22 protein-coding genes are annotated in these 18,914 nt (G+C 36.9%); 10 read left to right on the top strand and 12 right to left on the bottom strand.

What is annotated here, in order from left to right; all coding sequences use genetic code 11:
* Positions 1–72 precede the first annotated feature (72 nt).
* Positions 73–609: a fimbrial protein gene (locus F936_RS11500; RefSeq protein ID WP_026055636.1), complete on the bottom strand. Its 537-nt coding sequence runs from the start codon at positions 607–609 to the stop codon at positions 73–75.
* Positions 610–1,058: 449 nt separating this feature from the next.
* Between F936_RS11500 and F936_RS11495 the strand changes: the two genes are divergently transcribed.
* Together F936_RS11495 and F936_RS11490 are read left to right on the top strand one after the other, a co-directional pair.
* Positions 1,059–1,409: a hypothetical protein gene (locus tag F936_RS11495; RefSeq protein WP_005047504.1), complete on the top strand. Its 351-nt coding sequence runs from the start codon at positions 1,059–1,061 to the stop codon at positions 1,407–1,409.
* Positions 1,410–1,472: 63 nt separating this feature from the next.
* Positions 1,473–1,685 (top strand): hypothetical protein, encoded by a 213-nt coding sequence (locus tag F936_RS11490; RefSeq protein ID WP_005047503.1) that lies wholly within the window; start codon positions 1,473–1,475, stop codon positions 1,683–1,685.
* Between the two features lie 48 nt (positions 1,686–1,733).
* On the opposite strand, the gene bioB is transcribed toward F936_RS11490, so the two are convergent.
* Positions 1,734–2,723 carry a biotin synthase BioB gene (bioB, locus tag F936_RS11485; protein ID WP_005047502.1) on the bottom strand — a complete coding sequence of 330 codons (990 nt, stop codon included), beginning with the start codon at positions 2,721–2,723 and terminating at the stop codon, positions 1,734–1,736.
* Positions 2,724–2,816: 93 nt separating this feature from the next.
* Positions 2,817–3,911: a tRNA epoxyqueuosine(34) reductase QueG gene (gene queG, locus F936_RS11480; protein WP_005047500.1), complete on the bottom strand. Its 1,095-nt coding sequence runs from the start codon at positions 3,909–3,911 to the stop codon at positions 2,817–2,819.
* A 26-nt stretch (positions 3,912–3,937) separates the two neighbouring features.
* On the opposite strand from queG, the gene F936_RS11475 reads away from it, so the two are divergent.
* Complete coding sequence (locus F936_RS11475) at positions 3,938–5,395, top strand: bifunctional ADP-dependent NAD(P)H-hydrate dehydratase/NAD(P)H-hydrate epimerase (protein ID WP_005047499.1); 1,458 nt, start codon at positions 3,938–3,940, stop codon at positions 5,393–5,395.
* A 7-nt stretch (positions 5,396–5,402) separates the two neighbouring features.
* On the opposite strand, the gene ruvC is transcribed toward F936_RS11475, so the two are convergent.
* The gene (gene ruvC, locus F936_RS11470) at positions 5,403–5,948 is read right to left on the bottom strand and encodes a crossover junction endodeoxyribonuclease RuvC (protein WP_003651385.1); all 546 of its coding nucleotides are present in this window, start codon (positions 5,946–5,948) and stop codon (positions 5,403–5,405) included.
* A 238-nt stretch (positions 5,949–6,186) separates the two neighbouring features.
* Here ruvC and F936_RS11465 point away from each other — a divergent pair, with 238 nt between their 5' ends.
* Both F936_RS11465 and F936_RS11460 read left to right on the top strand, forming a co-directional pair.
* A complete protein-coding gene (locus tag F936_RS11465) occupies positions 6,187–6,780 on the top strand; it encodes a helix-turn-helix domain-containing protein (RefSeq protein ID WP_005047497.1) in 594 nt (197 codons plus the stop codon).
* Entirely contained in the window at positions 6,777–7,322 is a 546-nt protein-coding gene (locus F936_RS11460; RefSeq protein WP_005047496.1) for a GNAT family N-acetyltransferase, read from the top strand. Before F936_RS11465 ends, F936_RS11460 begins: the two co-directional genes overlap by 4 nt.
* Before the next feature lie 66 nt (positions 7,323–7,388).
* Here F936_RS11460 and F936_RS11455 read toward each other — a convergent pair whose 3' ends face one another.
* Positions 7,389–8,210 (bottom strand): carbapenem-hydrolyzing class D beta-lactamase OXA-213, encoded by an 822-nt coding sequence (locus tag F936_RS11455; RefSeq protein ID WP_005047495.1) that lies wholly within the window; start codon positions 8,208–8,210, stop codon positions 7,389–7,391.
* A 496-nt stretch (positions 8,211–8,706) separates the two neighbouring features.
* Between F936_RS11455 and F936_RS11450 the strand changes: the two genes are divergently transcribed.
* Positions 8,707–9,267, top strand: coding sequence for an FxsA family protein (locus F936_RS11450; protein WP_005047494.1), 561 nt, complete (start codon positions 8,707–8,709; stop codon positions 9,265–9,267).
* 67 nt (positions 9,268–9,334) lie between these two features.
* On the opposite strand, the gene F936_RS11445 is transcribed toward F936_RS11450, so the two are convergent.
* Positions 9,335–9,529 carry a hypothetical protein gene (locus F936_RS11445; protein WP_003651394.1) on the bottom strand — a complete coding sequence of 65 codons (195 nt, stop codon included), beginning with the start codon at positions 9,527–9,529 and terminating at the stop codon, positions 9,335–9,337.
* Positions 9,530–9,787: 258 nt separating this feature from the next.
* On the opposite strand from F936_RS11445, the gene F936_RS19410 reads away from it, so the two are divergent.
* A complete protein-coding gene (locus tag F936_RS19410) occupies positions 9,788–10,036 on the top strand; it encodes a hypothetical protein (RefSeq protein WP_005047493.1) in 249 nt (82 codons plus the stop codon).
* A 127-nt stretch (positions 10,037–10,163) separates the two neighbouring features.
* On the opposite strand, the gene metK is transcribed toward F936_RS19410, so the two are convergent.
* Positions 10,164–11,330, bottom strand: coding sequence for a methionine adenosyltransferase (gene metK / locus F936_RS11435; RefSeq protein ID WP_004642588.1), 1,167 nt, complete (start codon positions 11,328–11,330; stop codon positions 10,164–10,166).
* Between the two features lie 537 nt (positions 11,331–11,867).
* Here metK and tkt point away from each other — a divergent pair.
* Entirely contained in the window at positions 11,868–13,856 is a 1,989-nt protein-coding gene (gene tkt, locus F936_RS11430; RefSeq protein WP_005047492.1) for a transketolase, read from the top strand.
* Between the two features lie 58 nt (positions 13,857–13,914).
* Here tkt and F936_RS11425 read toward each other — a convergent pair whose 3' ends face one another.
* Positions 13,915–14,322, bottom strand: a complete 408-nt coding sequence (locus F936_RS11425; protein ID WP_005047491.1) for an OsmC family protein — start codon at positions 14,320–14,322, stop codon at positions 13,915–13,917.
* A 218-nt stretch (positions 14,323–14,540) separates the two neighbouring features.
* Here F936_RS11425 and F936_RS11420 point away from each other — a divergent pair, with 218 nt between their 5' ends.
* Positions 14,541–15,122 (top strand): YceI family protein, encoded by a 582-nt coding sequence (locus F936_RS11420; protein ID WP_005047489.1) that lies wholly within the window; start codon positions 14,541–14,543, stop codon positions 15,120–15,122.
* A gap of 43 nt (positions 15,123–15,165) precedes the next feature.
* On the opposite strand, the gene F936_RS11415 is transcribed toward F936_RS11420, so the two are convergent.
* A complete protein-coding gene (locus F936_RS11415) occupies positions 15,166–15,756 on the bottom strand; it encodes a lecithin retinol acyltransferase family protein (protein ID WP_004642591.1) in 591 nt (196 codons plus the stop codon).
* Positions 15,757–15,950: 194 nt separating this feature from the next.
* On the opposite strand from F936_RS11415, the gene F936_RS11410 reads away from it, so the two are divergent.
* Complete coding sequence (locus F936_RS11410) at positions 15,951–16,697, top strand: phosphodiester glycosidase family protein (RefSeq protein ID WP_005047487.1); 747 nt, start codon at positions 15,951–15,953, stop codon at positions 16,695–16,697.
* A 35-nt stretch (positions 16,698–16,732) separates the two neighbouring features.
* Here the strand turns inward: F936_RS11410 and F936_RS11405 are convergent, their stop codons facing one another.
* The 3 genes from F936_RS11405 to F936_RS11395 form a co-directional block, all read right to left on the bottom strand.
* On the bottom strand, positions 16,733–16,963 hold the full coding sequence (locus F936_RS11405; RefSeq protein WP_003651412.1) for a hypothetical protein: 231 nt from the start codon (positions 16,961–16,963) through the stop codon (positions 16,733–16,735).
* A 249-nt stretch (positions 16,964–17,212) separates the two neighbouring features.
* Positions 17,213–18,298 (bottom strand): tRNA (uridine(54)-C5)-methyltransferase TrmA, encoded by a 1,086-nt coding sequence (trmA, locus tag F936_RS11400; protein WP_005047485.1) that lies wholly within the window; start codon positions 18,296–18,298, stop codon positions 17,213–17,215.
* A gap of 98 nt (positions 18,299–18,396) precedes the next feature.
* Positions 18,397–18,876 (bottom strand): GrpB family protein, encoded by a 480-nt coding sequence (locus F936_RS11395; RefSeq protein WP_005047484.1) that lies wholly within the window; start codon positions 18,874–18,876, stop codon positions 18,397–18,399.
* Positions 18,877–18,914: the final 38 nt, after the last annotated feature.

Raw genomic sequence — 18,914 nt, 5'->3', positions numbered from 1 at the left:
AGTCATATTCTCAATAATGAATAATAGATAGGAGATAGCTTCTATCTTTAAATAGAAGCTTCAATTTTAATTTTATTGATAAATAATGGTGTATTTTACTTGCGATGTTACCGTACCCGCAGTAGAAGCACCTGTAGCATAGTATTCAGCATAATAGTTAAGGTCAGCATCACCACCTGCCGAAACATTCACCCATTGTGAGTTGGTCTGAGCTGCATTCGTGCCTGTAGCGAGTACAGGGATTACAGCATTATTACTGCCTAGCAACTGGATATTCACGTTTGTTGCGCCGCCTGAAGTTGCTTGGTTTAATAAACGACCAGTATTAAAGTCAACGGTAGCACCCGGCTCAAAATAAGTTGCTACTTTACCAGCCGAAGCACAGTTCGTTAAATTAATTTGAAATGGGGTGCGACCAGCTACATCACCTGCATTTTTTAAGGTTTGAGATGAAACTGTAGGCAGGTTAATTGTTAGATTTTTATCTCCAGTATCAATCGTACAAGTATTATCTGTGACAAGACCATTAATAGTAATTGTGCCATCTGCAGCTTGCGCATTTGTTATATTTAAGAGAGAAACCGCCGCCATAAAAATAAATCTTTTCATAAAATCCCCAGAATAGTCTTTTAAAATAAAATCCATTACTTTTCAGCAAGTTTATTCTGCTTAAGTAAGGCGAAGGAAATATATCACTTTTCAACTAAAAAACAAGAAAAACATTATATTTATATGTATTTTGATTAGTTGTTTTTATTAATGAATATTTTGGAAATATATTTTTTATCAGTTGGTAAAATATTTTGTGATTCATTTTTAAAATAAGATGAAAAAACTCGTAATATTTAAGTAATTGTATTTTATTAAATTAATATAACTTTAAAGAATTTAAGATGGGATTTGTCTATATTTTTTTGATTTAACTTTATGTTTTTTAACAATAAAATTATTTTTAATTTATCTTGTGAATATATTTGTTTTTTTTTAAGAATTTTTTAAGATTCAATTCCTACTGTTTTAGTTGTAATTTAATAAAAGATAATCTGGAGTTCCGTTCCATGAATAGTATGAAGTATAGCTATAAACCTAATTACTTTTTCTTTGCTCATAAGCTAGTTTTGTTTTTAAAGGATTATCTCATTAAGCATCCAACTGAGCAGGAGACAACGTTTAACTTACAAACGATTTATGACATCTTTAGTCATGATCTTGCTTCGAGTACAACTAATCTTGAGGGTATCTTAAATATTGCAGATGAATACGTCTTTGAAACAGAAGAAGGTTTACTTCCATTGATCAGCAAGCACTCTGTTAATCTCAAGAATCATGTGCTTTCTTTTGAATTTTCACCACAAGCTTTGACAAGCTTATTGTCGGGTCGCTCTTTAGTGAACCCTAAAGCAGCTTAGATTCTCTTTTAAGGTAGAGTTAACTCATATAAAATTCATAAAATTTATTTTTAAGAGTGATTTATGAGTAAAGACTTTAAGGCCTTAACTTATATTGTGGATGATAATACAGCGGATACAGTGACTTGGCTCTTACACCATCAAGATGTTTTTGATTCTTTTAATTTTGATGTGTTAAGCCAAGAGTTGTCTGTAACGCATGCAGCAGGAAAAGACATTGTTCGAGTCGGGACATTTCTTAATGCCACTTATGGAATTTTAGTTACTTCTGTTTAAATAAAAAAGCCCTGAAGAATCAGGGCTTTTTTATTTTACTGCCTTGAGTTATGCGCTCATAGCATTTACTGATAGATCAGCAACTGTTGGTTTTGGTTTTTCTGCGGTTAAGCCGAGTTTGTTAAACAACGCTTGGTCTTTACCTTCACCTGTATTTGGTGTGGTGAGTAACTTATCACCAGAGAATAGGGAGTTTGCGCCTGCCATAAATGCTAATGCTTGATCTGAATCACTTAATGACTCACGACCAGCGGATAAACGAATATAGCTATGCGGCATAATAATGCGCGCAACAGCAATAGTGCGGATCCATTCAATTACATCAAGCTTCTCAACATCTGCTAACGGCGTTCCTTCAATTGGAACAAGCATGTTAATTGGTACAGATTCAGGATGAATTGGTAGGGTAGCTAATTCATGTAATAGACCAACACGGTCATCACGGCTTTCGCCTAAACCTACAATGCCGCCGCTACAAACTTTCATGCCAGCTTGGCGAACATAATCTAGGGTATTTAAACGATCATCAAAAGTACGCGTGCTAATGATGTGTGAGTAGTACTCACGAGATGTATCTAGGTTGTGATTGTAATAATCTAAACCAGCAACTTGTAGGCGCTCTGCTTGAGATTGGTTAAGCATGCCTAAAGTCATACAGGTTTCTAAACCTAAAGCTTTTACTTCACGGACCATTTCTAAAACATAAGGCATATCGCGTTCATGTGGGTTACGCCAAGCTGCACCCATACAAAAACGAGAAGAACCTGAATCTTTTGCAGCTTTTGCTTCGCTAATCACTTTTTCTACAGCAATACGTTTTTCTGCTTCTAGTTTTGATTCGTAATGTGCTGATTGTGAGCAGTACTTGCAATCTTCAGGGCATTTACCCGTTTTAATCGATAAAAGGGTGCTGACCTGAATCGCATTGGCAGTGAAGTGCTCGCGATGTACTTGCTGAGCCTTGAAAACTAAATCCAAAAAGGGTTGTTCATATAAAGCTTGGATTTCTTCACGATTCCAATCATTACGTAGAGTCATTGTCATATCCATGATGATGGCATTAATTCACTACACATAATCATACAGAATTCGTATTAAAGCTATAGGGCAAAAAACATCATTTTTTTAATTTCATGACTGAAGTTGATTAAGTTGTTGTTCAATTGCCCAATCAATATGCACGTTGACAATATCATCATGCAAAATCTTGCCATTTTGTAGTTGAGCTACAATTTCCGTTGAATAAGGAGCATTTCCTAAACCTATAGCAATATTACGTTTAAAAGATTGATAACCTGTCCGGCGGATTGGGCTGCCTTCCGTATTTGCCAAAAACGTAGCTTCATCCCATTGCCAGATATCGAGTAGGCTGATGCTGTCTAAACCATTTCTAGGATTGAAATCGCTAATGGACGCAGTTTTAGCAAAACTGTTCCAAGGGCAAATTAATTGACAGTCATCACAACCAAAAACTCGGTTACCAATACCGGCACGTAATTCTTCAGCAATAATTCCTTTATATTCGATGGTTAAATATGCGATACAACGCCGTGCATCGAGCATATAAGGTTCTACAATTGCTTGTGTGGGACAAATATCAATACAAGCACTACATGAACCACAGTGAGAGGTCGTTGGGCCATCAAAAGGTAAATCGAGTGATGTAAATAGCTCACCCAATACAAAAAAAGAACCTGACTTTTTGTGAATAAGCAAAGTATGTTTACCCGTCCAACCCATTCCAGCACTTTCAGCCAATGATTTTTCAAAAATAGGGGCTGAATCAGCGAAAGGACGTGATTCAAAATCACCAACTTTTTCACGAATTCGTGTGGCTAAAGTTTTCAATCGTCCTCGCATTACTTTATGGTAGTCTCGACCACGTGCATAACGGGCGATAATGGCAGAGTTCGGTTCAAAAGGTACATAACGTGGCTTTGGTGACTCGACCAGATAGTTCATGCGAACGCAGATAATACTTTTTGTGCCAGGAACTAATAATGTTGGATCAGCCCGCTTTTCTAGATTTTCTTCTAAATAGGTCATATCTGCATGATAGCCACGTTCAAGATACTTTAAAAAACGCGGCATTTGCTCTTGAGCATCTGGTTTTGCAATGACACAATCAGCAAAACCCAAGTCTAAAGCTTGAGCCTTGATCCATGCTTTTAATTCATGAAGATCAAGTTGTTGCAACGCAATGCGTGATGTATCGAAAGATGTCATAAACCAAAACAGAAGAGGATAATAATATGCAGACGGTAGTTTACCATAGCGATGATATTCAAGCATGGGAGCAACGCTGGTTTGCTGCGCAAAACTCATCATTAGGTTTAATGCAACAAGCGGCTTGGTCAATTGCTCAACAGTTAATTGAACTTTTTAAAGAGCAGGCTATTAAAAATATTGCTGTTTGGTGTGGGCAAGGCAACAATGCTGGTGATGGTTATTTTATAGCAGCTTATTTAAAGCAAGCGGGTTGGAATGTTGAAATCTTTGCATCCGAAGTAGGGGCTTCAGCAGATTTACATCAAGCTGTGCAATTTGCAAAAGATCAACTGGTACAAATCCATCAAGGTTTTGAACTTGCAAAGCATTTTGATTGTTATATTGATGCGCTGTTTGGTATTGGTTTAAATCGGGAGTTGAATGCAGATTGGCAACAAGTGATTCAGCAATTTAATATCCAGACTGGCTTAAAAATTGCGATTGATCTTCCCAGTGGTTTAAATACCAACACAGGACAGACTTTACCTTGTGCAATAAGGGCTGATCATACATTTACAGTTTTAGGGCTTAAAGCTGGATTATTTACAGGTCAAGGCAAAGAATACGTAGGCGAGTTTCATTTAATTGATTTAATTCCTATAGACCAAGAGCTGAAACCATTAGCTTATTTAACATCAACAAATATTAAGCTTCCTAAGCGTATGGCATTTGGTCATAAAGGGAGTTATGGACATGTTTTAGTCGTTGGTGGGCATGAACAAATGGGTGGTGCTGTAATTATGGCTGCCGAGGCTGCTTTTCATGCAGGAGCAGGTAAAGTCACGGTGGTTTGTCATCAAAACCATCATCAGGCTATTTTGGCTCGTTCACCAAATATTATGCTCCGTGATATTAATGCCCTAAATGAAAAGTCTATTAAAGATATTTTATTTCAGGTCGATGCAGTGTGTTTTGGGATGGGATTAGGGCGTGATGATTGGGCAAAGCAGATCTACCGACAATGGTTTAATTTATTAAATCAGAGTGAACATCTGGAAATTGTTTTAGATGCAGATGCTTTATGGTTTCTAGCAAAGCAACCTCAAAAATTGAATGCACATATTTATTTAACACCTCATCCTGGAGAAGCTGCAACATTGCTTGAGTGTTCTACTACTCAGATTGAGAATGATCGAATCTCTGCAATTTATGCCTTACAACAAAAATATGCAGGTCAGTGGGTGCTTAAAGGAGCGGGTAGTCTGATTTTAGAAGATACTCTTTATATTTGTACCCAAGGTAATGCTGGTATGGGAACTGGAGGAATGGGCGATGTACTAGCAGGAATGATTGCAAGTCTAAAAGCACAATTCGATAAGGCAATTGCATTACATGAAATTGTTACCCTTCATGCTCAAGCTGGTGACCAACTTGCAAAACAAGGTATGCGTGGTTTACAGGCTTATCAAATGAATGAAGCAATTACTCAAGTCGTGAACTAATAAAGCGTTAACGTCTGCGACTGCTAGAACGGCTTCGTCCACGTGCCATACCACCTAAGGCATTAAGGACCGACAGTTTGCTCATACTTCCAGATGCATGAGCATGGCAAATTGCTGCTGCTAGTGCATCTGCCGCATCTGCTTGAGGCTTAATGGTCAAGTTAAGTAATCGCATGACCATCATTTGTACTTGTTCTTTATCCGCGGCTCCATAACCTACAACAGATTGTTTAATTTGGCGCGCAGTATATTCTGCAACTTGCAAATCTAAATTAACCAAAGCGGCTATTGCTGCACCACGTGCTTGACCAAGTTTTAGAGCCGAATCGGGGTTTTGGGCCATAAACACTTGCTCAACGGCAGCTTCAGTTGGACCATGAAATTTAACAATACGTTCAATACCAGCAAAGATACGTTTTAAGCGTTCGGGCATTTCCTTAGTTTCTGTTCGAATAGTACCTGCATCGATAAAACGTAGTTTGCTACCATCTTTTTCTATGATTCCATAACCTGTTAAGCGTGAACCAGGGTCAATCCCAATAATCAAAGACATGCGAAGGCTTACATAAATAATTTAAAGCTATTGTTACATACCAAAATATGATCTGCATGAGTTATTTAAGCAAGTCACTTATGAATGGTTATTTTTCGTTTTTTTAATAGATTCTATTTTGGTTACTACAAAGAATAGTTTTCAAGATTTCTAAAAAAGATAAAATTCTTTAATAATTGACAGAATTCTAGTTTAGTGGAATATTTGTCTATAATTTTGGAATTGGAATTTTGGGTGCATGGAAGATATTAATATCCGTATTGCACAGCAAGTACGTGAACTGCGTTTAGCTCGTGGATATACTCTTGATGTTCTTGCTACACGATGTCAGGTGAGCCGTTCTGCAATTTCGTTAATTGAAAGAGGTGAGGCCAGCCCAACAGCGGTTGTTCTTGAAAAGCTAGCAAATGGTTTAGATGTACCTTTGACTCAACTCTTCGCTAACCAGCAAGGTAATCAATCACCTCAGCCTATTGTTCTGCGCAGTCAACAATCACAATGGAAAGACCCAGAAACAGGTTATATTCGCCGTCAAATTTCACCTCCAAATTGGAAGTCTCCATTTCAGATTGTTGAGATTGAGTTTCCAGCTCATTCACGAATTACTTATGAAATTAGTGAAACTTCCAAGGTGGTACAACAGCAACTTTGGGTAGTTGAAGGGAAAATTGATATTCAATTAGGTGAATCTTCTTATGCTTTAAGCACAGGGGATTGTTTGGCAATGCAACTAAACCAGCCCGTTATATACAGTAATAATTCATCTCAAGTCGCACGCTATATTTTAGTCGTCTCTAGTCAACTCGTCTCTGCCCTTAAGGAATCTTTATGACCTTTTCTCTCAATTCCAATTTTCGTTTAATTGATTGTAATGAAGCAGAACATTCAGGGGCTATATTAGAGATTCTGAATGAAGCAATTATCAATTCTACCGCTCTATATGACTATCTACCGCGCTCTGAAGAGTCGATGAAAAATTGGTTCTCGGTTAAAAGACAAAATGGTTTTCCCGTCATTGGTATTGTTGATGAGACTGACAAGTTATTGGGTTTTGCGAGCTGGGGAACCTTTAGGGCTTTTCCTGCCTATAAATATACCGTTGAACATAGTATTTATATTCACCATGAACATCGTGGTAGCGGACTAAGCAAAATTTTAATGCAAGAGTTGATTGAGCGAGCTCAAGAGGCTGAGTTACATGTATTGATTGGTTGTATTGATGCAACTAATCAGGCAAGCATAGGGTTACATGAAAAAATGGGCTTTATTCATGCGGGCACTTTTAAACAAGTTGGTTTTAAGTTTGGTGAGTGGCTTGATGCTGCTTTTTACCAGTTAAATTTGAGCACACCATTTCATCCAATCGATGGATAAATAAAAACATCACATTCTAAAAAACAGAATAATAGCCCAGTCTATGCTTGGGCTATAAAGTTCAACTTATAAGATACCCAGTTGTTCTAAGCCTTTATAAGCAATTTCTTTGCGAATAGAGCTGGGAGTTCCTTTTTTCATTTCTAAATTAAGTGAGAATGCGACAATTTCTCCTTGTGGTTGAACGACCCAGCCTGTTAACCAACCAACTTGTGGTTCAACATCCCATCCCCACCCACTTTTGGCATAAATCTTACTTCCATTTTTTTCTTCTATGAACACCATTGATTGAACTTGTTCTTGTACATCTTTACTAAATGGAAGCGTTTTATGGGCTAATTGATAAGCAAATTGGGTTTCTTGTTGAGGTGTAATTTTTAGAGGGCCAACGAGCCAAAAATTATCTACTTTTGAACCAATGTTAGCATTACCAAAACCAACTCGTTTCACCTCTTTGGACATAAGATCTAGACCAATTCGTCGGGCTAATTCTTGGTAAACTGGAATTGCAGACGCTTTCATGGCATCGCCCAGTGTCATGTCCTTTTCCCAATCAGGAAATAAACGTTTTTGCCCATTCCATTTAAATACTTCAGTTGTAGTTGCCTTATGATGTTCAAGTCCAATTAAAGCATTTAACATTTTAAAGGTAGAGGCGGGAACATAGTCGGTTGATGCTCTTTTAAAATCATTGCCATAAATTTCTTCTGTTTGCCCTCGCTTAATCACCAAAACTCCCGTGGTCTGTGCTTGATCAAACAGTGATTTAATTTCTTCTGAATTTTTATTGGCAGAAATAGAGTGTATTTGATGTTGTTTTACCATATTGGAAGAACAGGCGGATAAAAATAGGATACTTGTTGCAACGATAAGGGCTTTTTTGTACATAATCTGACTAAGTTTAATTTGAAGTATTGCTAATTAATTTAACTTGAATAGAACTGTCTTTAGATAGGTAAAATGTTAAGCTATCTAGGAAGATTGATATGTAGGTATTGCTTTTAAAGTCCTCTAAAAGGAAAGCATAAACAAAGGAATACTTCTAACTTTGCTAAGCAAATAAGACTTTATTTGACTAAAGAAGTTCTTTTTTGAAAGAATTCTCAGTTAAATAGAGTAAAAAAATTAAAATCTGGTTGAAGTGACACTTGATAAAGTTGATACAGCACTCATTAATAATAAAGCATGTTTGTTTTTATCGAGTTAAAATCAAATGTACTCCAGTATTGCAGACTCTTGCCGATGCGATAGTTTTTGTTAATTTTTAGAAATTAGACAGAACAATCCGAGCTAAGAGGAATGCTTAATCCTTATTTGCAACTAGATAAGGTTAGGTCAAATAAAACTGCAATGAATTTTCTTTTTGAGATAGATAAAGTTTTACATGAATTTACTTCTTATTGTAGTTCTGGGCGCGATTGTTGAAATTGCCGTATGGATTGGCGTAGCACAGTTCATCAGTGGATGGTATGTGTTCTTTTGGTTCATTATTGCTTTCTTTATTGGTTTGGGGCTTATTCGCAGAAGTACTGCCGGTATTATGCCTCAATTACAGCAAATGCAGATGACAGGCCAGCTAGGTAGTGATCCAACAGTAACTAAAAAACTTGCTTATGCTTTTGCAGGTTTCTTATTAATGTTGCCAGGTCTTGTATCAGATGTTCTGGCTGTTTTAATTTTGATTCCTGGTGTTCAAACCGCATTTCGTAATATAGCGATGAGAACTCTTGCAAAACGCCAGCAAGCTATGATGAATAAAATGATGGGTGGTATGGGCGGTAATGCTTCGGGACAAAATCCATTTGCTGATTTAATGCGTCAAATGCAAGATATGCAGAACCAGCAGGGTGGTGGTCAAGGCCACCATGATTCAAACATTATCGATGGTGAAGCGCGAGATGTTACGCCAAACCACAAAAAAATAGAGCATAAAAATAAAGATTAATAAGTGTGTTATGAATATGAAAAAGCTTAAACCTCATGGGTTTAAGCTTTTTTTTATTTTTAAATTATTATTGATTCTGAGAAACCGAAGTAGATGAATCACTATCGTCTATTTCTAATTTAGTTTCTTCTTGTGGTTTCGACTGCGGTTGATATTTATTTGAAGGTAGAGCGGTTTGCTTGTTTTCAGATTGTTGATAACCTCGATTTCGGTTTGCTCTTTCGCGAAAGCCACCTTTATTAATGAGCTGTGTATCTGACATGCATTGACCTAAAATGTGAGATTATTTGCTTATTTTAGCAAATTTGACAAAATATCAAAATAAGAAAAATAGTGCCAAAAAAATAATATTTAACTTATCTTTTTGTATTTTAAAAATATTTTTTAATTGACTCAATTGTTCATTCAGATTGAATTATCTTTTCATTTCACATAGGATAAATATAAAGGATGTATAAATTAAAAATGTAGCAAACCTATTAAAACAACAACGGTTGAAATGAGGGAAGGAGGGTTACCTATGCTATATCAATACCATTGTGCGTGTTGCGACAAAGTTGTGGCATCAACTGATAAATCATGTCCACATTGTGGTTCGCAACATATTCGAAGCCCGTATGGTTTGTGGATGTTTTGTGTGATGGCTTGTCTAGCGGTTGTTGTTGTATTTAAAGTTGTCCATATTTATGTACAGAACCATCAAGATACGCCAATGCAGTCAACATTACTTGATGTGCTAAATCAGGATAATAAAACGACAAGACAATAATTTTGTTCACAGTTACAAATGATATGGCATCAAGGATGGTTGCTAGAAGAGTAAACCCGACATACTATAAAATTTAAACTATAAATAAAAAAGCCCGCTTATTGGCGGGCTTTTTTATGACATTATATTAGAGGCCAGCAGCATCTTTAAGGGCATCAACTTTATCAGTTTTTTCCCATGTAAATGCAGTGTCTGATCCTTCTCGACCAAAGTGGCCATAAGCCGCAGTTTGTTTATACATTGGCTGAATAAGATCCAGCATGCGAGTAATACCAAATGGTCTTAAATCGAAATGATCACGTACAAGTTGAATAATCAGCTCATCAGAAACTTTTGCTGTACCAAATGTATTAATTGAAATTGAAGTAGGTTCTGCTACACCAATTGCGTAACTCACCTGAATTTCACATTTGTCAGCAAGACCAGCTGCTACAATATTTTTTGCAACATAACGACCTGCATATGCAGCAGAACGGTCAACTTTAGATGGATCTTTACCAGAGAAAGCACCACCGCCGTGACGAGCCATACCACCGTAGGTATCTACAATAATTTTACGGCCTGTTAAACCACAGTCACCCACAGGTCCGCCAATAACGAACATGCCAGTTGGGTTGATATGGAACTTAGTAGCAGCATGGAACATTTCAGCAGGAATGATCGGCTTGATAATTTCCTCAATGATCGCTTCTTTAAGCTGGCTTTGAGTAATTTCAGGATCATGTTGAGTAGACAAAACGACAGCATCTAGACGTACAGGCTTGCCATTTTCATATGCAAAAGTAACTTGGCTTTTTGCATCTGGGCGTAACCATGGAAGTGCGCCTGAGCGACGAAGTTCAGCCTGACGTTCCATTAATCGGTGTGCATAAGAAATCGGAGCAGGCATTAACACGTCTGTTTCACGGCTTGCATAACCGAACATCAAACCTTGGTCACCGGCACCTTGATCTTCAGGTTTTTGACGATCTACACCTTGTGCAATCTCTGGTGATTGTTTACCAATCATATTGATTACAGCACATGTTGATCCATCAAAGCCAAGATCAGAGTGGTGGTATCCAATACCGTTAACGGTATGACGAACAACAGCTTCAACATCAATATTAGCAGTCGTTGTTACTTCACCAGCAAGTACAACAGCGCCTGTTTTTACCAGTGTTTCACAAGCAACACGTGCGTATGGGTCTTCTTTTAAGATTGCATCCAAAATAGCGTCGCTAATTTGGTCGGCCATTTTATCAGGATGACCTTCGCTTACAGATTCCGAGGTAAAAACAGCGTACTCGCGCATGAAAGTCCTATCTTGGTTATTTCAAAAGACATAATATGTTACATCGACTTGAGCTTGAGGACCAGTTCATACTGACCAAAAAGCATGAATTTGTTTCATTTATACTGTGTTTTAATTGATAAGTGTATTAGTAAAATTGATATAAAGAGTATTTATTTAAAGTATTGGTATTTTAATAATTTGTTATTAGTGCGTTTTTTAGACATATGACTTAACAAAAAGATGATGCCTTACAAGTCGGATTTTAAAGAAAAGAAACATGATCGATCTAGGTAGAGATTTCAAAATATTTTATCTATATATCAAAGTCTAATAGAACTGCCTGCTCGCATATTGGAGTAGTATTTAAGAAATGAGCACTGTTTTGTATAACTTAAAGGTGCAAATGTTTTTTGTGTAACCAAGAAACGGTTAAAAATAAAGAAATATACTATGTTGGGGTTTACCCTCAGCCTTTTTTTTAAGACAATATAGCGGCATTGAATTGTTATTCATCTTCTTCTTTTCATCAATCTATTAAAATTGGATTCTGATCTTATGGCGACCCCTTTAAACGAACGTCGTATTGCAAATGCAATTCGTGTATTGGCAATGGATGCTGTGCAACAGGCAAACTCAGGGCATCCTGGTGCTCCAATGGGGATGGCAGATATTGCTGACGTCGTCTGGCGCGAGTTTTTAAATCACAACCCAACTAATCCACAATGGGCAAACCGCGACCGTTTCGTTTTATCAAACGGCCATGGCTCAATGTTGCAATACGCTTTGCTTCATTTAACAGGTTATGATCTTTCAATTGAAGATTTAAAACAGTTCCGTCAATTACATTCAAAAACTCCTGGTCACCCTGAATATGGTTATGCACCAGGTATCGAAACAACGACTGGTCCTTTAGGTCAAGGTATTGCTAATGCTGTTGGTTTTGCATTGGCAGAAAAGACTTTAGCTGCCCAGTTCAATAAAGATGATTTAAACGTTGTAGACCATTTCACTTACTGTTTCTTAGGTGATGGCTGTTTAATGGAAGGTATTTCTCACGAAGTATGTTCTTTAGCAGGTACTTTACAACTTGGTAAATTGATTGCTTATTATGATGATAATGGCATTTCAATTGATGGTGAAGTAGAAGGCTGGTTCAGCGATGATACGGAAGAGCGTTTTAAAGCCTATGGTTGGCAAGTTCTTCGTGTAGATGGTCATGATGCTGATGCGATACGTCAAGCAACAATCGAAGCAAAAGCTGAAACTCAAAAACCAACCATTATTATGTGTAAAACCATTATTGGTTTAGGTTCACCAAATAAACAAGGTAAAGAAGACTGTCATGGTGCGCCATTAGGTAAAGATGAAATTACCTTAACTCGTGAAGCATTAGGCTGGAAAGAAGAAGCATTCGTTATTCCTGCTGATGTATATGCTGCATGGGACGCGAAAGCAAAAGGTACTGAATCTGAAGCAGCTTGGGATGTGGTATTTGCACAGTATCAAGCAAAATATCCAACTGAAGCAGCTGAGTTACTTCGTCGTATTAGCGGTGACTTACCAGCAGAATTTGCAGCGCAAGCAGATGCATTCATTCGTGAAACAAATGCGAAAGGCGAGACAATCGCAACACGTAAAGCAAGCCAAAACACATTACAAGCATTTGGTCCTTTATTGCCTGAATTGCTAGGTGGTTCTGCTGACTTAGCGGGTTCTAACTTAACGCTTTGGAAAGGTTGCCAAGGCATTCAAGAAAACCCAGCTGGTAACTACGTATATTATGGCGTACGTGAGTTCGGTATGACTGCAATTGCTAATGGCGTTGCATTACATGGTGGTTTTGTTCCTTACGTTGCAACATTCTTGATGTTTATGGAATATGCGCGCAATGCAGTACGTATGTCTGCATTGATGAAACAACGTGTAATTCATGTTTATACACATGACTCAATTGGTTTGGGTGAAGATGGTCCAACTCACCAACCAATCGAACAAATTGCTTCTTTACGTGGTACACCTAACCTAAATACATGGCGTCCTGCTGATACTGTTGAAACTGCTACTGCGTGGAAATCTGCTCTAGAGCGTAAAGATGGTCCTACAGCACTCATTTTCTCTCGTCAAAACTTACCATTCCAAGCACGTTCTGAAGAACAAATTCAAAATGTTGCAAAAGGTGGTTATGTTCTTGCTCAAGAAAAAGGCGAATTAAAAGCAATTATTATTGCAACTGGTTCTGAAATTTCTTTAGCAATGGAAGCTTATGCTCAACTTGACGGTGTGCGTGTAGTTTCTATGCCATGTGCGGAAGAATTTACGAAACAAGACGCTGCATATCGTGAAGCTGTATTACCAGCTCATATCCGTGCGCGTGTTGCGGTTGAAGCTGCTCATGTTGACTACTGGTGGAAGTTTGTTGGTCTTGATGGCAAAGTAATTGGTATGACAACTTATGGTGAATCTGCACCAGCAAAAGATTTGTTCCAATTCTTTGGTATTACAACTGAAGCTGTTGTTGCAGCAGTAAAAGAATTAACTGCTTAAATATTGAAGTAGTGTAAAAAAGCGCTCCATAGGGAGCGCTTTTTTTATATCTGAAAGGTTAAATGCTAAGTTCGGTTTGAATATTAATTTGAGAAGTGAGTAATTTATGAATAGGGCAGTTCTCGGCAACTTTTAATAAACGCTTGTGTTGGTCTTCACTGAATTCACCTTTGAGCGTGATTTTGCGTTCAATATGATTTTGGCCTTTCTCTGGTTCACCATTTGGGTTTAATACTAAATCAACTTGAACATGATCAAGCTTAATACCTTTAAGATTCGTATACATCTCTAATGTGATGGTGGTACAAGCGCCTAAAGCAGATAGTAAGATTTGAACTGGGTTTGGAGCAGTATCTAGACCACCTTTGTCTGTAGGTTCATCAGCAAACCATTGGTGACCCGAAGGATCGGTCAGAGTTACTCGATATGGAGTGGAAGTACTTTGTGCTTGAGCAGTATTAGCCATGTTTTACCTTGTTATTGATCAATAAAGTCGAAGTAAAAACGAATTAATTTGAGAGTTCGGAAGCGGTATGACAACACCGATGTCTTATAATATTGTTTTTAAATAATAACTGTAACGCTTTTATTGTTGCATGGATGAAACATATCGTTTTATAAAGAATAGTGAATTAAATTACTTGATGTATACACTAACGACTATATCAATAAAGGATACGAAAAATGCATCTTAAAACACTAAGCTTTGGTTTGGCAGTAGCATTGGCTAGTTCAGTTACTTTAGCTGCGCCAGTGGACTACAAAATTGATCCTACACATACAGCTACTGTTTTCTCGTGGAATCACTTTGGTTTCTCTACTCCAAACGCTAACTTCTCGGATATCCAAGGTGTAATTAAAGTTGATAATGCTAAACCAGCAAATTCATCTGTAAATGTGACTATTCCTTTAAGCAGCGTAAATACAAACGTTCCTGCTTTGGATAAAGAGTTCCAAGAAGAAGCTTGGTTTAATGCTGCTAAATATCCAAATATTACGTTTAAAAGTACTAAAGTTGAAACCAAAGACAAAAAGCACTTTAAAATTACTGGCGACTTAACGGTTAAAGGTGTAACTAAGCCTGTTGTACTTGATGCTGTTTTAAACAAGCAAGGCGAACACCCAATGGCAAAAGTTCCAGCGATTGGTTTCAATGCTACAACTTCATTCAAGCGTTCTGACTTTGGTTTAGGTAATTACGTTCCAAACGTAGGTGATAAGATCACTGTAAACATTACGACTGAAGCAAAAGTTGATAAAAAATAAGTTTTAAGTTTTCTAAAAGCCCTCATATTTGAGGGCTTTTTTATTAAATTGGTTCTTTTTTATCTGGATCTATAAACACTAAGGGGACTGAAGGATCAATATTCCTTTTTTCAGATTTTTCTCTAAGGAATTGATAAGTAGGGACCTTCATTTTTGCCTGATCACGCAATTTCTTTTTAATATAAAGAACAAGAGCAAAACATGTTGTTGCAACAGTGAGCATCATCCCATTCATATAGCTCATGATTGAACTTACATAACCTATGGTCGTTAATCGATGCATCATACGTTCAACTTGGGTGCTACTTTCGATTCCGGTAATTGCCCAACTACATAAATGTTCACAGTTATTAATAATTAGATGGTAGTGGTTTTCATGCATACGTGAACGCATTCGGCGCACGACAGCTCTTCCTTTATAGCGGGGCGTATCATAAGAGCGAACATGTATTTTTTTGCCATGCGAGAATGCATCTATTGAGGTAATTTCAATGGGGCGTTTTTTGATGAAATGCGCTAAGCCTGAATAATGGATGACTCGACCTCTCCCTGCGTATATACCATGATGGCTATAGCCGAGATGCCTTACGATGAGATGAGCCCCCAAAGGGTAGCGCTTATTCGGTTGTTGCATGCTTACGCTGATCCAATAAAGTGTAAAAGGCTTTTATTGAAAAGCTGCTAATCATTATAACCAATATCAGCAATGTGGAGTGTATTGATTACGTCGAATGGATGAGTTTGGTACATATCCAATTATAATTGTGTTTATTGTATATAATTTAAAGATTTAATATGAAGAAAAAATGTCATGTCTGGTGGTATTAAATGAAATGGTTGATGTGGTGCTTAACTATATATGGGCTTTTGATTCAGTCTGTCTATGCGATAGAACACCAGCAAGTTAAAACAGCGGAAGGCGACCAATATGATGTGGTTGCAATTAGCAATTTAAAACAGTTACGCTTGTTTCTTAAGAATTCTAATAATCAACAGTATTACAAAAGCTTTAATAGTGTGCAGAAACATTTAAAGCAATGTGAGCGACTTTCTTTCGCAATGAATGCAGGGATGTTTCATCCGGGATTTTCTCCAGTAGGGCTGTATGTTGAACAAGCTAAGGTGATTCAGCCACTAAATAAAAGTAAAGGATTGGGAAATTTCTTTTTGCAGCCTAATGGGGTGTTAAGTTGGAATAAAAAGCAGGCCTTCATTTTAACAACGCAGCAATACAGTCGCCGAGATTTCAACGTTGATTATGCGACACAATCTGGCCCGATGTTAGTGATTGATGGAAAGATAAATTCCCTTTTTTTATCGGACTCTCAATCAAATAAAATTCGTAATGGAGTCGGTATTCGAAATAATAAACTCTACTTTGTAATATCGAAGAATAGTGTGAGTTTCTACAAGTTTGCTCAGTTCTTTCAAAGAAATCTTAAGGTAGAGCAGGCTTTATATCTTGATGGTTCTATTTCTAGTTTATATGTTCAAAAAGACAAGCGTAATGATCAACAATTTGAAATGGGACCAATTGTTGGTTGGGTAGATCAGACAGAGTGTAGATTAAAGTGAAATATAAAAAAGCCAGTACAAGACTGGCTTTTTAATTAATGGATAGATGGTTTTTGAGTGAGTTCATTCAACTCTTTTCGGCTATAACCACGGGAAATAAGAACTTTCTTTATTCCCTTAATGACATCTTCATCTGTTGCTAGTGCAAGAGCACTTAGAAGTTGTTCATTTGTTTTACATGAGCAGTCATTTTCAACACAAGCAGTTTGGTTTTTATGCTCGTTATGCTGTTGATCTGCTAAGAACAGCTTTTGCCAAAAACTCATAGAGCCTTCATATACAATCTAACATAGCTCGAAATATAGCCAATTTAAAATAAAATACAAGTCTCTATAAGTGATAAATCCACCAATTGAACTCGAGAATTTTCGATAGGAATGCGTGAGTTAAACGAAATTATGACGGATAGATGACTTGATATTTTTTAAAAATCTAAATAGTTAAATAAAAAAACATTAAAAAATAAGGAGGTATGTAACCTCCTTTGATTTTAAATTTACAATGAAAGATTTTGTTTAAATCTTCTCAAGTAATACACCTGACTCAACATGATGTGTATATGGGAACTGATCGAATAATGCAAACTTGGTAATACGATGAGTTAAACCTAATATTTTTAAGTTCTCATACAGTGTATCTGGGTTACATGAAATGTAGATAATACGTTCAAAACCTTGTAAAAGTTTTAAAGTTTCATCATCAATCCCTGCGCGTGGGGGATCAACAAATACGGTATCAAAGTCATAACTTTGGATATCAATATTTGCTTCTTGTAAGCGGCGGAATGCGCGCTCACCCTGATAGGCTTGGGTAAATTCTTCAGCTGAAAGACGGGCTACTTGAATATTATCAATCTGGTTTTGCTCGATATTCCATTGAGCAGCATAAACGGAAGATTTCGCAAGTTCTGTTGCTAGAACACGTTCAAACTTTAAAGAAAGAGGTAGAGTAAAGTTACCATTACCACAATAAAGTTCTAATAAGTGTTTTTTCGATCCTTCAGCTGCATCACACGCCCATTGCAGCATTTTTTTGCAAACTTGCGCGTTCGGCTGAGTAAAGCTACTTTCGATTTGTTTGTATTTAAATGAACGATTTAAAAGTTCAAATTCTTCTACGACAAAATCATCGCCAATAATAATTTTTTGACCACGACTACGACCCATAATCTTAATGTCTAACTTCTCAGCAAGCGCTTTAGCTGATTGTTCCCATTCCTGATCTAATTTACGGTGATAGATTAATGTAACTAACATTTCCCCGCTAAGTGTTGCAAGAAAATCAGCTTCAAATAAACGGCTAGAAAGCTTAGGTTCTGCTTTGAGTTCTTCCAAAAGTTTTGGCATTAAATCATTAATGCTTTGGTCTGCAATAGGGAATTCATCAATGCGTAAAACGGTTTTTTGTTTGTCATCATCGTTACGTTCAAACATAGCATAGAACATGTCATTTTCTGTATGCCAGATACGAAACTCAGCACGCATACGGAAATGTTGTTCAGGTGACTCAAACACTTCTAATGTAGGTGGAGTAAATTCAGAAAATTGGGCAGTAATGCGGTCAATTTTAGTTTGAAGTTGTTGATGATAAGAAGAGGTCATAGACAAAGAAAATTTAGACAGAATCAAATAGTGAATGGTATCAAAAAAAACGTGGTTACAGGAGCCAATTTTAGCTAGATATCAATACCGACACGTAGCTAAACCTTAGGTTGATTTAATACACGGCTAATAAATTCTGATTTTATTGCTCTATATTGATCATGGTCTAAATGACTACACTGTAATTTTAATTGATTATATTCATCGACCAGTGCTGGAGAGGCGATAAGCTTATTTCTAAATGTTAAGAAAAATGTGAACTTCGAACCTGTGGCTACAATTTGAAAAGCAACATCATCGTTATTGAGTGACTCAAGCATACAAAGTTCATGTGTTCTCAGCGTGTTTTGTTTTTCTATAAAGTTTAGCTTTTTTAATTGTTCGATTGCGAATTCGAACTGATCAGGCTTAACTTCAATATAAATATCTAAATCACCCTTTGAAATTGCATTCGGTATTGAAGATGAACCAATATGCTCAATTCTGGCAAATGGTAGTAGTGTGGAAATATCTTTTTGGTATAAATTAAAAAGCTGAGCGCATTTTTGTTGATATTGTTCTGGTTCTAAAAAGATCATTATTAGAATCTCGAATTGATAAAATTTATATATTTAAG

Source organism: Acinetobacter calcoaceticus DSM 30006 = CIP 81.8 (assembly GCF_000368965.1).
GTDB classification, from domain to species: domain Bacteria; phylum Pseudomonadota; class Gammaproteobacteria; order Pseudomonadales; family Moraxellaceae; genus Acinetobacter; species Acinetobacter calcoaceticus.
This window is presented reverse-complemented; position numbering and strand designations above follow the sequence as displayed.